Here is a 14,974-nt window from a genome sequence, read left to right on the forward strand (position 1 = left end):
GTGAATTTGTTCGGATGTAAAATCCTTTTTGCGACACCAACCGCTCCAAAAAATTCCTAGCCTTATGGTTTATTTAGTGCAAACCTCATAAATCAGTGATTGCAGAGGGTTCTTGCGTGACAAAACCTGTCGATCTCAAGGAGAGACTTCGAGCGGCCCCCCTCAGGATCGGAATATCGACGCGGGCATTGTTTAAATTAGAGGAAGAGCACCAAGTTTTTGAAACGAAGGGGGTTAATGCATACGCCTCCTTACAATTGGATCGAGAAAACCTCGCCATCCAAAAAGGAACTGGCTTTGAGGTTGTAGAGCGCCTATTGCGCCTGAATGAACCGGCTGAAAAACCCTATGTCGAAGTGATTTTGCTTTCGCGAAATTCTCCAGATCTTTCATTACGCGCATTCAATTCGATCGTGCAGTATGGGCTCAATATTAAGACCGGAAGTTTTACAAGTGGACGCCCTTTAGGTCCTTTCGTCTCCGCGTGGGATATTGATCTCTTCCTATCGAATGAAGCTAGTGACGTTCAGACAGCCGTAATAGCAGGGGCAGCGGCAGCAAAACTCGGAGCAATTCCGAATGATCAAATAGAAGTAGCAGAAGACGAAGTCAGAATAGCATTCGATGGAGACGCTGTTGTCTTTAGCCCAGAATCCGACGAAATCTATAAGGATCAAGGTCTACAGGCCTTTCTCGCTCACGAGCAGGAGAACGCGACGAACCCCATGAAGGGTGGGCCATTTGGCAATTTTCTGAAGAAACTCTCAATTCTGCGCCAGATTTATCTGAACAATGATGGGTTTAGTAAAGTTCGTATTGCGATAGTGACCGCAAGAAATGCGCCTGCACATGCGCGTGTCGTACACACTCTACGAGCATGGGGAACACCTGCAGATGAGGCGCATTTCGTAGGAACTCGCGATAAGGCCCCCATACTGAAAGCTCTTAAGGCGCATGTCTTTTTTGACGATCAAGAAAAGCACTTCCTAGGAGCCTCAGCAGTTGTTCCTTCTGGTCACGTTCCTGGACCGCATGATGCAGCCAATCCGGTGATACCTTCGTCGTAAAGAGACACCTTTCAACCCTCACCCCGGTTTCACATTCTGATTCATGCGAAACAGGTTCTGCGGATCGTAGCGGCGCTTGATTTCGGCGAGGCGTTTGTAGTTGCCGCCGTAAGCGGTCTCGACGCGGTCGGGCTCGTCGGCGGGCATGAAGTTGACGTAGGCCGTTTGCGCAGCGTGCGGCTTTCCCGCCTCGAAAATCTTGCGTGCCCAGCCGATGCACGCCTTATCCATATCCGGTTCGCGCCAGCGCGCGTGAACGTTCATGACGAAGTGCGAGCTGCGCTGCGGGAAGGCGGTGGCGTCGGTTGGGATGCGGCCTGCAAGCCCGCCCACATGACCGACGAAGATCTCGCATTCCGGCCCCGGCAATTCGCGGACAGCATCGGTCAGGATGCCGAGCGTCGCGTCGGAGAGTTCCGTGAAGTCGAGGCTCTTCCAGTAATTGCGCGCGCCGGGGGTGAGCAGGGGATCGAAGGCCTGCTGCCAACCGGTGAAGGGATGCGGGCCGACCACATCGGCAATGGGCTTGCCGATGGCGCGCAACGTCGCCGTCGCCTTCTCGCCTTCCGCGAGATCGCCGCAATAACACATGGCGAGAATCGCCACCGGCTTGCCGTGCCATTCCTGCGGGATGAATGGCAGCGGCGGCGCCAGTCGCATCACCGCCCAGCAGGTCAGTTCATCGGGAGCGGTCTCAAGGGCCTGCCGGTATTGCTCCAGCACCGCTTTGGCATTCTCGAACGGATGCACGACAAGACCGGACGTTACTTGCGGGCCAAGCTCGTGAAGGTTGAACTCGAAGCATGTGACGATGCCGAAGTTTCCGCCGCCGCCGCGCAGCGCCCAGAACAGGTCCGGGTTTTCGCTCGCGCTTGCGCGCAGCATCTTGCCATCCGCCGTCACGACATCCACCGCGAGAAGGTTGTCGATGGTCAGGCCGAATTTTCGCGTGATCCATCCGAACCCGCCGCCGAGCGTCAGCCCGGCAATACCGGTCGTCGAATTGATCCCCGTCGGCAGCGCGAGGCCAAAGGCCTGGGTTTCCTTGTCGACATCGGCAAGCGTGACGCCGGGCTCGACCCAGGCCTTTTTCGCAGCCTTATCCACGCGCACCGATTTCATCGGCGAAAGATCGATCATCAATCCGCCTTCGCACACGGCGTTACCGGCGATGTTGTGACCTCCGCCACGCACGGCGACGAGCAGGTTGTTGTCGCGCGCAAAGCGCACGGCATTGACGACATCGGCAGCCCCAACACATTGCGCGATCAGGGCGGGCTTGCGGTCGATCATGGCATTCCAGATCACGCGCGTGTTGTCGTAAGCGGCATCGTCCGCGCCCAGCACACGGCCACGCTGCTGCGCTGCCAGCGCCTCGATAACAGCTGCGCTGACTGCTGTTTTTCCGGCTTGCAGATTGGTGAGGCTCATGTCGTTCATGGTTCGCTCCCCTCAAACGGTGGAGAACCTTCGCGCGTGCCCCTGCGCTCGACGTTCACATGCCTCACAACGCGCAAGGTGGCTGTTCTGCTCCGCGGATTGATCTCCTAGAGCATGATCAGAACAAGTGGGAACCGGCTGTTCGCCTTAGATCATGCGATCTCAAGGTCTAGCGCTCTTCGTCCGCGCGTTCGCGTCACACGCCCGGCATGGCCAGTCCGCGCCGGCGGCACGCGGCCTCGAGCGTGTTGCGCAACAGGCACGCAATCGTCATCGGCCCGACACCGCCCGGCACGGGCGTGATGGCGGAAGCGACAGCAGCCGCCTCCGCATAGGCGACATCCCCGACGACGCGCGTCTTGCCCTCACCCGCGGCGGGGTTCGGTACGCGGTTGATGCCGACATCGATGACGATGGCGCCAGGCTTGACCCAATTGCCCCGTACCATTTCGGGCCGTCCAACGGCGGCGACGAGAATGTCGGCGCGGCGGCAGACGTCCGGAAGGTCCTTCGTGCGCGAATGCGCAACCGTCACCGTGCAGCTCTGCGCCAAAAGAAGCTGCGCCATTGGCTTGCCGACGATGTTGGAACGCCCGACGACCACGGCATCGAGCCCCGCGAGATCCGGCTTCACCGACTGCAGAAGGAGAAGGCAGCCGAGCGGCGTGCACGAGACGAGGCCGGGCACGCCGGTCATCAGACGTCCCGCATTAATGGGGTGAAAGCCGTCCACATCCTTGGCCGGATCGACGGTCTCGATCACCTTCTGCGTATCGATGTGCTTCGGCAGGGGAAGCTGCACGAGAATGCCATCCACCGCCGGGTCGGCATTGAGCTTTTGAACGAGGCTCAACACTTCAGCCTCGCTCGCCGTGGCGGGCAACTTGTGCTCGAAGGAGCGCATGCCGACCTCGAGCGTCTGGCGCGCCTTGTTCGTCACATAGATCTGGCTCGCCGGATCCTCGCCCACCAGCACTACGGCAAGGCCCGGTGTGACGCCCCGTCCGGCGAGATCACCCACCGCCCCGGCGATCCGCTGGCGCAATCCTGCAGCATAGGCTTTTCCGTCGATGATCTGAGCGCTCATGAAACCTGTCCTGTCAAAGCGGCAAGGCCCGCTGCTAGAGCGGCAGGCTCACCTGAAATCGCAAAGGTCTTGATGCGGGCCGTCGCGCCCGTCTCGAGGGTCACCGTGGAGGCCGGGACTTTCAGCGCCTTAGCAAGAAGCTTGCGGACGGCCTCATTGGCGGCCCCGTCCTCCGGCGCGACGCGCACCCGCACTTTCAGCACCGCCGACCCGTCCGAGAGCGCCTCGACCCCGTCGATGGCATCCCGCCCACCGCGCGGAGTGACGCGCACACGCAAGGAGAGGCCCTGGGCGCGGGGGAGCCAGGGCAGATCGGCCATCGGGCTTAAAAGGCCACCGGCATAAGGTAATCCTGAATCAGCCTCTCGATGAAGAAGATGATGAAAATCAGGATCACGGGGGAAATATCGACCCCGCCGAGATTGGGCAGGATATTGCGGATCGGCCGCAACACCGGCTCGGTGACCGCGTTCAGGAAGGTCCAGATCGAGCGGACGAGTTCGTTGCGGATGTTGACCACGTTGAAGGCGACAAGCCAGCTCAGGATCGCCGAGGCGACGATGAGCCACGTATAGAGCTGCAGGGCGAGCAGAATGACGTCGAGCAGGGCGCGCATGGGAATCTCATCAGGAAACGGCGCCCGTCATGTAGCGCCCCGGAACGATCCGAACAACCCGGTAATGCCGCTCTCAAGCCCGCCTCCCGCCGAAAAGATAAGCACCCCCGCTCATCCCGATTGACAGAGGAAAGCCCGCAGGCCTAAAAGTCGCCCCGCTTGGTCTTGCACCGACCGGGGCTGTAGCTCAGATGGGAGAGCGCTGCAATCGCACTGCAGAGGTCAGGGGTTCGAATCCCCTCAGCTCCACCAAGCAATCATACTTTCCTATAAATAAGCATAAATCGCCTTTGTACGCCCAATATTCCGTGGGTTTATAAAAGACGTATCTTTACTATAGACGATTCTCAGCCCCTTTTTCTGACGATTTACATAACCTCTACATGCCCCTGTCTCAGGCTCCTTGCACGGAGTTTCCGAAGGGACACCTTGCTCAAGTCAGGGACTTGTTTGTACCCCCGCTAGCAGGAGTGATGACGCGAGCACCATCCCATTTGGCGCATTGGATTGAATCGCGCCCAACGACGAGCAGCTTGCTATTACGCTTTAGGAGCTTCCAATGAAGAAGCCCGCCGTGTTTTGCACGGCGGGCTTTGAGTTTGTATCAGCTGTGATCAGCTTACGCTGAGTGTGGCCCTTACAGGTGCCACTCCCACGCGCCACCACTAACGGCACCGCCCTTCAGCTGCTCCGCCTTGATCCCCTCGATCAGGATCTTGCGGCCGCCATCCAGGTTGATCTCCGTGCCGATCACACGGCCCCAGTCGGTGATCGTCTTCGGCATGTTGTGGCCCGTGAACCAGTTCTGCGAGCTCACGCTCGTCAGGCGGATCACGTCACCGGCGCCGAAGTCCTTCACCACGTCCGAGCCGCCACCGACATCGAACACGAACTGGTCCGAATGCGCACCGCCCCACAGGGTATCGTTGCCCGCGCCGCCGTTGAGCACGTCGTAGCCGCTCTCGCCGAACAGCATGTCGTTACCGTCCGAGCCGAACAGCGTGTCCTCGTTGGCCCCGCCATACAGCGTGTCGTTGTGAGCCCCGCCGTTCATCCAGTCGTTGCCCAGGCCGCCGAACAGCACGTCGTGACCGTCATCGCCCTGCAGGATGTCGTTGCCGTCCTCGCCATGGAGCGTATCCTCGTTGGCCCCGCCATAGAGCGTGTCCTGCCCTGTACCACCGAAGAGGAAGTCGTTTCCATCCTGGCCGTAGAGCATGTCCTGGTCCTCATGGCCGTAGAGCCAATCCTGGCCATTGCCGCCGTACAGACGGTCATCACCCCACTGCCCGAGCAACTCATCACTGCCCTCGCCGCCATGCAGCGTGTCGTTGCCGAAGTCACCGACGAGGAAGTCGTTGCCGCTCTCGCCGTAGAGCAGGTCATTGCCCCACTGGCCATAGAGCGCATCGTTGTCGTCACCGCCATAGATGGTGTCCTGGCCATCACCACCAAGCAGCGTGTCGTTGCCGGTCCAGCCGATGATGGCGTCGTTGCCCTCGCCGCCATCGACATAGTCATGGTCCTCGCCGGCGTCGAGATGGTCGTTACCGGCGCCACCGAGCAGGGTGTCGTTGCCGAAGCGGCCGTAGAGGATGTCGTTGCCGGTATAGCCGGTGAGGTAGTCGTGGCCGTCGCCGCCGTCGAGATAGTCGTTGTCCTCGCCGCCATCGAGATGGTCGTTGCCGGTGCCGCCATACAGCGTGTCGTTGCCGAGGCGACCCATCAGGATGTCGTTGCCGGCGCCGCCGTCGAACTTATCGTTGCCGTAGACGTACCCGCTTGTGATGCCATCGTCGAGCACGTCGTTGCCGGCGCCGCCATAGATATGATCGTCGCCGTCGCCGCCGCGCAGCGTGTCGTCGCCCTCGCCGCCGACCAGCACATCGTGGCCGGCATAGCCGATCAAGTGATCATTGCCGGTGCCGCCAATGAGGTAGTCGGAATAGACGCCACCATGCACCGTGTCGTTGCCGGCCCCGGCATCGATCACCGAGCCGGAAACCCGGAAGGCTCCCGCGCGGCCTTCATGGGCGCCGTTGACAAGCCAATGCTCCCAGACCCAGGCATCGGACAGGTTGCTGTCCTTCTTGATCTTGGCCACGTCCGGGTTGGCCAGAAGATAGCCCGCCACGTCGAAGGCGGTGCCCCAGTCGGCGCCCGACTGCGAGCCGCCGGCCCAGCCGCCGGCCCGGCCGGCGAAGCGACCGTAATCGAGCCAGTGGGTGTAGGCCCAGGAGCGGTCGAGCCCGGCCGCCGCGATGGCCGCCGCCACGTCGCCGTTCTTGGCCAGGTAATCGTCGATGTTGAAGTTCGCGATGTCGGCAGTGCCGACGATGAGCGTATCGTCGTAGGCCGAGCCGAGCACGTTCTCGATGTCCTTCAGGCGGTCGCCCGCCGCTGCACCGCCATCGCCGTAGCCGCCGGCCAGGTTGACATGGACGCGGCTGGAGCTGTTCGAGTAATCGACCGTGTCAACGCCCGCGCCGCCGATCAGCGTATCCGCATAGGCATCGTTGAACGAGCCGCCGTGCAGCAGGTCGTTGCCCTCGCCACCGTCGAGCAGGTCGCTGCCGGTGTCGCCGAACAGCACGTCGTCGCCGGAACCGCCGCGCACGGTGTCGTTGCCCGCGCCGCCGTTCATGACATCGTTGCCGGAACCGCCCTCGAGCCTATCGTTGCCGTCGCCGCCGAAGATCAGATCGTCGCCGGTGCCGCCATCGACCGAGTCATCGCCATTGTTGCCGTAGAGGGCATCGTTGCCGGAGCCGCCGAGCAGGGTGTCGTTGCCATGGCCGGCCGTCATGTAGTCGGCATCGTTGCCGCCTTCGAGACGGTCGTCGCCGAGACCGCCATAGAGGCTGTCCTTGCCGTCACCGCCGATCAGGGTGTCGTTACCGGCACGGCCGTTGATGACGTCGTTGCCGGCGCCGCCATCCATGTAGTCGTTGCCGGTGACGTTGGTGCCGTCGGTAGTACCTTCCAATGCATCGTCGAGCAGGTCGTTGCCGGCGCCGCCGAGGATGGTGTCGTCGCCGTTGCCGCCATGCAGCTTGTCATTGCCGGTGCCGCCGTCGACCAGGTCGTTGCCGTCCTCGCCGGACAGCAGATCGCTATCATCGCCGCCCGAGAGCGTGTCGTTGCCGGCGCCGCCATAGAACAGGTCGATGCCGCCCGTGCCCTGGATCAGGTCATGGCCCGCCCCGCCGGCCTTGGCGCGGAAGGTCTTCTGCATGCCGTTCTGGTTGACCGTGCCGTTGAAGTCGACGGACTCACGATCAATCGTGCCGCCGTTCTCCTTCCAGCCTTCCCACTTGGAATCGCCAATGGTTTGGGTGGTGCTGTTGGCGCGTGGAGCCCCCTTCAGGCTCCAGTCGAGCACGTTATTCCACGTTTCCCAAAGCCCGCCGACACCATGAATGGCCTCCCGGCGGTCGGACTGAAGCTCCACATAATTGGGGGGCGCACCTGGAGGAGTTTGACCACCGCTCGTGACATCGAACCACAATCCCGAGGTCTCGAGGGTCGTGGTCATTCCCCCCTTGCCCTGTAGATTCACGATTGTCTCGACATACCGACCGATACCATTGGCATCGGTGACGTACTCATAAGTGGCGCGCTCTTTATTCAGAATGCTTCCGTCGCTGGAGACATCGAGCCTGATGACAGAACCGTCGTCCTGATAGGACTCGATCTTTATCTTGCCAGTTTGGGGATCGTGAGTGACGACAGGCCTTCCGGCTGTTCCCGAAGGTGCCAGGAGCGTCTGCGTAAAGACGTCGCCATCCTGCACGATGTTCAGGATGCAGGCGCCGTCCTTACGCGCTTCGATGGTCATCGTTCCTTGAGAGACATCGCCCAGTGGGTTCACGTAGGCATATGTCTTGGAACCATCTGCTCTTGTATGAACAAATCTCACTCCACCATTGGGCAGCGCTTCCATGACTGCCATTCCGCCACCCTCTGCAGCAGGAAGAATCTCTATCATTTTCAATGAATGATGGTCGGGGTTTCCGCTATAAGATGGCCCCGCTCTCTCCATGAGAACACGACCATCGGAATATAAGCCGAACGTAACGCTATATGTATTGTGTGTAGATGAACTTACGTTCGTTATGGCCCAAATTTGCATGGGCACGCCATCCGAATCTACTTTCGTTATACTTGCCAAAACAGAACCATCATCACGGATCCTGACCGCCCCAGAACCAGGAATACCATTAGCGAGAAGGACTTGAGAATGTGTTTGTCCCGATAGATCGACATAGCTTTCGACTACAGCGCCTTCGACCGCCGTGTAATCATATTCCCGCCTGTCGGTGATATTGCCATCCGCATCCACAGTCGTAACCACCTTGCGGTGATCCGATTCTGACGTGATCTGCACCAGCGTCATTCCACCAGTTGCCTGATCCAAGTAAATGTGGGGAGGACTTAGATCGTCTCCGCCATGAACGAGCGTGACGTCGTGAGTATTCCCATCCTGGTCGACGGTCCGCTGAAACGCACCACCATTGGCGGTGAATTCGATCGTTGTTTGCTTTGACTCGACAATTTTTCCGTCCTGATCGAGTTTGACGACTGTTTTCTTGGTACCGTCGTTGCTGACATTCGTCAGAGTGGTCGTACCGTCGGCATTCTCCTTAACGGTCGTCCCGGGCTTCAAGGTGATCTGGCCAACCTTGACCTCGTTCCCGACCTGGGAACCGCCATAACCGACGCTGCCGCCCGAGCCATCGAAGAAGTCATTCATCGCCTGCTCAAGACGCGAGAGCGCTGTGCCACCGGCGTAGTGAATGCCCGCGATCGCTGCCGCGATACCGTCGGTGTACTGAACGATGTGGCCATCCCAATAGTCGTCTCTCATGTCGGTTCTCCAGTTGGGTCTTTTTGCCCGGATGCATTGAGTGCCGATGGAGCTGCCCCCAGCCCATCGATACGTAGTTACATTACCGATACACGGTTACACTCGGGAGTTTTTCCGACCTTGGAAGAGCCTGACTACTCTATGATTGGAGAGGGTTTACATCTAAACTAAATGCGCTTTTGCAAAGTCATGAAAATTTTTTGCAAGTTTTATACTGATGATTGCCTTCCCCAGCGAAAGGGGACCACTTATGATGGAGATCGTTACGCACGACCTATACTGATTTCACTAACAATATTATTGCAAAAAGCCCTGCAGCCTATGCCGCAGAGCTGTCCCTGATTTCGCTGGCGAGCTAAAATTCCGAGTTTCGTCTTTACGAACCTCTCAATGATCCGTCCGCAGCGCCTCGGCCATACGGGCCTTCAGCGCGTCTGGCGCAGCACCAATGAGGGAGGAGACGAGATCGTATCGGACCACCTGTTTCACCCAAGCATAAGAAATTGAGATCAAAGGGCTTTTCACTCAGGCAAATCGCTCCCGAACAGTAAGGGGCCCTCCGGGCTCATGAAATCGCTCGCGGACAATTGCTGGCGGCAATTTTGCCGCCATGCGCGCTGGGGCATCAACCGCGCCTGGCCGCCTCGATCGCGGCGATGTCGATCTTCTTCATGTCCATCATCGCGTCAAACGCGCGTTTGGCTTGATCGCCGCCTGCGGCGATCGCTTCCGTCAAGGCGCGCGGCGTGATTTGCCAGGGCACGCCCCACTTGTCTTTGCACCACCCGCATGCGTTCTCCTGGCCGCCATTGCCGACGATGGCATTCCAGTAGCGGTCGGTCTCGTCCTGATCGTCGGTGGCGATTTGGAACGAGAAGGCCTGGTTATGTTTGAACGCGGGACCTCCGTTGAGGCCGAGGCAGGCAACGCCCGCAACGGTGAATTCGACCGTCAGCACGTCGCCCTCTTTCCCGGCTGGATAGTCGCTGGGTGCGCGGTGCACGGCACCCAGCGTGCTGTCAGGAAAGGTCTCGCAGTAGAAGCGGGCGGCAGCCTCGGCGTCCTTATCGTACCAGAGGCAAATCGTATTCTTTGCCATTGCGTGTTTCCTTGCTGTGAAGCCAATGCTCCGGCTTTTTCCTGCCGCTCTTCCGAAATAGGTGGCGAACCGCATTTCTCCACCCCCGATCCTCTCACCCAAGCAACCGGGAGGGCAGATGTATGCGTTCCCCTATCGCCTAAGGTTCACGGAATCTCGTAAACCGCGAGTTCATCGGTGACCCCGCGCAAGGCCGCTTTTTGTGCCATGGGATGCAGGCCCTGCCGTTTGATGAAGCGCGATGTTTCCGGATCTTCCACCACCGTCCCGGTCGCGAAGATGGCGCGGGAAGTGGCGAGGCCCTGGACGCGGGAGGCGATATTGACGGTCTGGCCGAAATAATCCTGCCGCTCGTTAAGCATCACCGCGAGGCATGGGCCCTCGTGAATGCCGATCTTCAGAAGAAGGTCCTCGCTGCCGCGCTCCTCGTTGAGCTTGCGCATGGCCTCGCGCATCCGCACCGCGGCGGAGATGGCACGGTCCGGCGTCGGGAAGGTCGCCATCACCGCGTCGCCGATGGTCTTCACCACCGCCCCGGCCTCGGAGGCGACGATATCTTGCAGAACCTTGAAATGGGTGCGCACGAGATCGTAGGCGACAAGATCCCCGACACGCTCGTAAAGCTCGGTCGAGCCCTTGAGATCGGTGAAGAGGAAGGTCAGGCTGGTGATCTTGAGGCGCTGGTCGATATCGAGGGTCTGCGTGCGGTAGATGTCGCGGAACGTCTGGTTGGTGAGCAGGCGCTTGGCCGTCAGGAACGGCCTGCGATGGCCGATGAGATCGTGCAGCTTTTGTCCCGCGACCCACACCGCAGGAAGGGCGCGCTTGCCGCTGTGGTTTTCCAGCGCGAGCCGCAATGGCCCAGGATGCAGCGTGAGGGTTTCGTGTTGCGGATGCGTCTCTTCGAGAACGATCGAAAACGCCTGCCGCTCCTTCGTCGGCTCGCCCTTCACGTCGATGAACTGCGTCGAATGCGTGACAGGATCGAAAACGATCACGAATTCGGGCGGCAATTGCAGAGAGAGAATGGCGCGCTCCCCCGGTGGCAATTCCACGGAATCGAGAACGATATCCTCCACCTCATGCTCGAAATCCTCAGGCAGGTCGACGCCCGAACTCCAGAACATTTGCCGGTCGTACTCCCACATGGAGAGCTTGTCAGGCTCGTGCGCGGCGATCTTGCGGACGCGTGGGCTCACCGTGAACGTCACCTCGACCATTTCATCGAGCGTCGGCTCATAGCCTGCGGCGCAGAGCGCGCAGCAATATTCGTCACGGTTCACGGACCGCAGGGTCGTACTTGCATCGAGCACACCGCCGCAACCGGGGCACAGCACGTTCCAGGACAAGTCGAACAGGCCAAGCCGCGCAGCATGCAGAAAGGCCGCAATCGTCTTTTCCTCGTCGAGTCCATTCTTCGCTGCAAAGCTCAGGACGTTGATGCGGTTGAGCTCACGGTCGGGGGCTTCGGCGATCAGCCGCTCGATGGCATCCACCACGCCACCATCCGCCGATTGTCGCAAGGCAAGCAAAAGTGTCAGAACATCACTCATACAGGATCACTCATACAGGCAGCCTCTCCAGAGGCGCGTTTCTCCCTTACGTTCAAATGCGTCTCCTGAAGACAACGCGGTTATGTCAACAATGGCTCCAGCCTGTCCCTTCCCCGCCCGTCACGTGCTCGCGATTGGCGCAAATTTCTTGACGAAGGGCGCTCGGCCTTCCACGCATGCGCAATGAAAAATCTCGCGGCAGGACAGGAACGCATGACGCCCGACATCGAAACACCCCGGCACCCGACACTCGCCGAGGCGACGAAGGTCTGGGCGAAGATCGGCCTTTTGAGTTTCGGCGGGCCGGCGGGGCAGATTGCGCTCATGCACAAGCTGCTCGTGGAGGAAAAGCGCTGGATCGGCGAGGCGCGGTTTCTCCACGCGCTCAACTATTGCATGCTCCTGCCGGGGCCGGAGGCGCAGCAACTCGCGACCTATATCGGCTGGCTCTTGCACGGCACCCGCGGCGGCGTGATCGCAGGAATGCTCTTCATCGTGCCAGGCTTCTTCGTGATCCTGACGCTCTCGACGCTCTATGCCTCGTTCCAGAACGCGGCGTGGCTCGGCCACCTGTTCTTCGGCCTGAAGGCCGCCGTGCTCGCCATCGTCATCGAAGCCGTGATCCGCATCGGCAGGCGCGCGCTCAAGGGCCGCCTGATGGTGGCGCTGGCCGCCGCCGCCTTCATCGCGATCTATGCGCTTCATGTGCCCTTCCCGCTCATCATCCTCGTAGCGGGATTGATCGGTTATGCCGGCGCGCGGCTCGCGCCCGATCTTTTCGTCTCCCAACCGGAGAAGGCCTCAGCCGGTAACGGGGCCATCATCGACGCGCTTCTCGACAGCGGCAGGGCTGGCGTCGAGCCGACCTTGGGCCATGCCCTGAAGACACTCGCGATTTGGGGCGGCCTCTGGGTCGCGCCGATCATCCTCCTCGGCGTCATCTTTGGCTGGCACAGCGTTTACGCGACCATCGCGGCGTTCTTCTCCAAGATGGCGGTGGTGACTTTCGGCGGCGCTTACGCGGTTCTTGCCTATGTGGCGCAGCAGGCTGTCGAGACTTACGGCTGGCTCAAGCCCGGCGAGATGCTGGACGGACTCGCCTTGGCGGAAACAACGCCCGGACCGCTGATACTCGTCTTGACCTATGTCGGCTTTCTCGCCGCCTTCCGGGACCCCGGCGGCGTGTCGGCTCTGACCGGCGGCATTATCGGCGCGATGCTCACCACCTGGGTCACCTTCGCGCCCTGCTTTCTCTGGATCTTTCTCGGTGCGCCTTATGTGGAGCGGCTGCGCAGCAATGTCGCCCTTTCGGGCGCGCTCGCCGCGATCACCGCGGCGGTGGTCGGCGTCATTCTCAACCTCGCCCTGTGGTTCGGGCTACACGTTCTCTTTCGCAGCGTCACCGAACTCGACCTCGGGCCTCTTTCTCCCGCATGGCCGGTCTGGTCGAGCGTCGATCCCTTCGCGCTCGCGCTGTCGCTTGTCGCCGTCGTGGCGCTGTTCCGGCTGAAGCTCGGCATGGTCGCCACTCTCGCCCTCTGTGCCGTGCTCGGCTTTGCGGTGCAATTCGTGCGGTAAGCACGATCAGAACAAGTGGTTGTTCGCCCGGATCATGCGGCAATAAAGGGGACTGAAGACTGATCGTGTTTCAAAGAGACACGATCAGTCTTCAGAGTTATTCCCCCGACCAGATCGTGCGCTGCACGGCAAGGTCCCACCCCGCGATGGCCTTGCGACGGGCTTCCTCGTTCATGCTCGGCTGGAAGCGGCGGTTGAGATGCCAGCTCTTGGCGAAGCCTTCCTGGTCGGGCCATACACCCGCGCCGTGGCCCGCGAGCCAGGCCGCGCCGAGCGCCGTCGTCTCCAGCACTACCGGGCGGTCGACGGGACTGTTGAGAATGTCGGCGAGGCGCTGCAGCGTCCAGTCGCTTGCGACCATGCCGCCATCGACCCGCAGCACCGTTTCCGCACTTGCCGCGCCTTTTTGCGCGGCCCAATCCTGACGCATCGCTTCCAGCAGATCACGCGTCTGGAAGCAGACCGATTCCAGCGCCGCGCGGGCGATTTCGCGCGGGCCGGTGTTGCGCGTAAGACCGTAAAGCGCGCCGCGTGCTTCGGGCCGCCACCACGGCGCACCAAGGCCCGTGAAGGCAGGCACGAGATACACCGCCTGTTCGGGATCGGCCTCCGCCGCGAAGGCGCCTGACTGTTCCGCCCGCTCGATGATGTGGAGCCCGTCGCGCAGCCATTGCACGGCAGCGCCCGCGATGAAGATCGAGCCTTCGAGCGCATAATTGGTGCGGCCCTTCAGGCGATAGGCGACGGTGGTCAGAAGGCGGTTGGTGGAAGCCACCCGTTCCGTGCCCGTGTTGAGCAGCGCAAAGCAGCCGGTGCCGTAGGTCGATTTCAGCATGCCGGGCGCAAAACACGCCTGTCCGACGGTTGCCGCCTGCTGGTCGCCCGCGATGCCACGAATCGGAACGGGAACGCCGAAGAGGGAGGGCTCGGTGACGCCGTAATCGGCGATGCAATCCTTGATCTCGGGCAGCATGGCGCGCGGCACGCGCAGGAGCTTCAGGAGATCTTCGTCCCACTCCATGCTGTCGATGTTGCACAGCATCGTGCGCGAGGCGTTGGTGGCATCCGTCGCGTGAACCTTGCCGCCGGTGAGACGCCACAGGAGCCAGGTATCCACCGTGCCGAAGGCGAGTTCGCCCCGCTCGGCGCGCGCACGCGCGCCTTCCACATGGTCGAGGATCCAGGCGGCCTTGGTGGCCGAGAAATAGGAATCGGCGATCAACCCCGTGCGCTCGGTAATCAGCGGCTCCGCGCCCTCGGCCTTGAGCCTCGCGCAGATGTCGGCGGTGCGGCGGTCCTGCCAGACGATGGCGTTGTGGATCGCCCTGCCCGTCGCGCGGTCCCACACCACCACGGTCTCACGCTGGTTGGTGATGCCGATGCCGGCGATGTCGCTGGCGGCAAGCGACGCATCGCCCAGCGCCCGGCGCATGGTTTCGACCACCGTGCGCCACAGATCCTCCGGATCGTGCTCGACCCAGCCCGAACGGGGGAAATGCTGCGGGAACTCCTGCTGGCCGACCCCGCGGATGCGATATTCCCCATCGAACACGATCGCCCGCGACGATGTGGTTCCCTGATCGATCGCCAGAACGAAATCGGCCATGCGCTTCCCCTGCTTGGCAGCGATGTCTTCATCCGCATCGCGTGCAACATTCTTTCCGGCA

The 14,974-nt window shown here is 61.0% G+C and carries 10 protein-coding genes and 1 tRNA gene; 3 read left to right on the forward strand and 8 right to left on the reverse strand.

Annotated elements, in window-relative coordinates:
• Positions 1 to 116: 116 nt before the first annotated feature.
• Positions 117 to 1,067: a 5'-nucleotidase gene (locus DQW91_RS01310; protein WP_112661774.1), complete on the forward strand. Its 951-nt coding sequence runs from the start codon at positions 117 to 119 to the stop codon at positions 1,065 to 1,067.
• 18 nt (positions 1,068 to 1,085) lie between these two features.
• On the opposite strand, the gene DQW91_RS01315 is transcribed toward DQW91_RS01310, so the two are convergent.
• From DQW91_RS01315 to DQW91_RS01330, 4 genes are all read right to left on the reverse strand, one after another.
• Positions 1,086 to 2,507, reverse strand: coding sequence for an FAD-binding oxidoreductase (locus tag DQW91_RS01315; protein ID WP_112661775.1), 1,422 nt, complete (start codon positions 2,505 to 2,507; stop codon positions 1,086 to 1,088).
• A gap of 196 nt (positions 2,508 to 2,703) precedes the next feature.
• Positions 2,704 to 3,594 carry a bifunctional methylenetetrahydrofolate dehydrogenase/methenyltetrahydrofolate cyclohydrolase FolD gene (gene folD, locus DQW91_RS01320; RefSeq protein WP_112661776.1) on the reverse strand — a complete coding sequence of 297 codons (891 nt, stop codon included), beginning with the start codon at positions 3,592 to 3,594 and terminating at the stop codon, positions 2,704 to 2,706.
• Entirely contained in the window at positions 3,591 to 3,914 is a 324-nt protein-coding gene (locus DQW91_RS01325) for a DUF167 family protein (RefSeq protein ID WP_112661777.1), read from the reverse strand. The genes folD and DQW91_RS01325 overlap by 4 nt, the downstream gene beginning before the upstream one ends.
• 5 nt (positions 3,915 to 3,919) lie before the next feature.
• Positions 3,920 to 4,210, reverse strand: a complete 291-nt coding sequence (locus DQW91_RS01330; protein WP_112661778.1) for a YggT family protein — start codon at positions 4,208 to 4,210, stop codon at positions 3,920 to 3,922.
• A gap of 176 nt (positions 4,211 to 4,386) precedes the next feature.
• Between DQW91_RS01330 and DQW91_RS01335 the strand changes: the two genes are divergently transcribed.
• Positions 4,387 to 4,462: transfer RNA gene (locus DQW91_RS01335), tRNA-Ala, on the forward strand.
• Between the two features lie 385 nt (positions 4,463 to 4,847).
• Here DQW91_RS01335 and DQW91_RS17175 read toward each other — a convergent pair.
• The 3 genes from DQW91_RS17175 to DQW91_RS01350 form a co-directional block, all read right to left on the reverse strand.
• Positions 4,848 to 9,077 carry a calcium-binding protein gene (locus DQW91_RS17175; protein ID WP_112661779.1) on the reverse strand — a complete coding sequence of 1,410 codons (4,230 nt, stop codon included), beginning with the start codon at positions 9,075 to 9,077 and terminating at the stop codon, positions 4,848 to 4,850.
• Between the two features lie 625 nt (positions 9,078 to 9,702).
• A complete protein-coding gene (locus DQW91_RS01345; protein WP_112661780.1) occupies positions 9,703 to 10,176 on the reverse strand; it encodes a VOC family protein in 474 nt (157 codons plus the stop codon).
• A gap of 146 nt (positions 10,177 to 10,322) precedes the next feature.
• Positions 10,323 to 11,729 carry an adenylate/guanylate cyclase domain-containing protein gene (locus tag DQW91_RS01350; RefSeq protein ID WP_112661781.1) on the reverse strand — a complete coding sequence of 469 codons (1,407 nt, stop codon included), beginning with the start codon at positions 11,727 to 11,729 and terminating at the stop codon, positions 10,323 to 10,325.
• Positions 11,730 to 11,942: 213 nt separating this feature from the next.
• On the opposite strand from DQW91_RS01350, the gene chrA reads away from it, so the two are divergent.
• Entirely contained in the window at positions 11,943 to 13,307 is a 1,365-nt protein-coding gene (gene chrA / locus DQW91_RS01355) for a chromate efflux transporter (protein ID WP_112662397.1), read from the forward strand.
• 97 nt (positions 13,308 to 13,404) lie between these two features.
• Here chrA and glpK read toward each other — a convergent pair whose 3' ends face one another.
• Complete coding sequence (gene glpK, locus DQW91_RS01360) at positions 13,405 to 14,913, reverse strand: glycerol kinase GlpK (protein ID WP_112662398.1); 1,509 nt, start codon at positions 14,911 to 14,913, stop codon at positions 13,405 to 13,407.
• Between the last annotated feature and the right edge of the window lie 61 nt (positions 14,914 to 14,974).

The sequence above is a fragment of the Microvirga flavescens genome (assembly GCF_003290125.1).
Classification (GTDB): domain Bacteria; phylum Pseudomonadota; class Alphaproteobacteria; order Rhizobiales; family Beijerinckiaceae; genus Microvirga; species Microvirga flavescens.

Coding starts and splice junctions, on each gene's coding strand:
- DQW91_RS01315 (WP_112661775.1), bottom strand. CDS start 2,507: ATGAACGACATGAGCCTCACCAATCTGCAAGCCGGAAAAACAGCAGTC.
- folD (WP_112661776.1), bottom strand. CDS start 3,594: ATGAGCGCTCAGATCATCGACGGAAAAGCCTATGCTGCAGGATTGCGC.
- DQW91_RS01325 (WP_112661777.1), bottom strand. CDS start 3,914: ATGGCCGATCTGCCCTGGCTCCCCCGCGCCCAGGGCCTCTCCTTGCGT.
- DQW91_RS01330 (WP_112661778.1), bottom strand. CDS start 4,210: ATGCGCGCCCTGCTCGACGTCATTCTGCTCGCCCTGCAGCTCTATACG.
- DQW91_RS17175 (WP_112661779.1), bottom strand. CDS start 9,077: ATGAGAGACGACTATTGGGATGGCCACATCGTTCAGTACACCGACGGT.
- DQW91_RS01345 (WP_112661780.1), bottom strand. CDS start 10,176: ATGGCAAAGAATACGATTTGCCTCTGGTACGATAAGGACGCCGAGGCT.
- DQW91_RS01350 (WP_112661781.1), bottom strand. CDS start 11,729: ATGAGTGATGTTCTGACACTTTTGCTTGCCTTGCGACAATCGGCGGAT.
- chrA (WP_112662397.1), top strand. CDS start 11,943: ATGACGCCCGACATCGAAACACCCCGGCACCCGACACTCGCCGAGGCG.
- glpK (WP_112662398.1), bottom strand. CDS start 14,913: ATGGCCGATTTCGTTCTGGCGATCGATCAGGGAACCACATCGTCGCGG.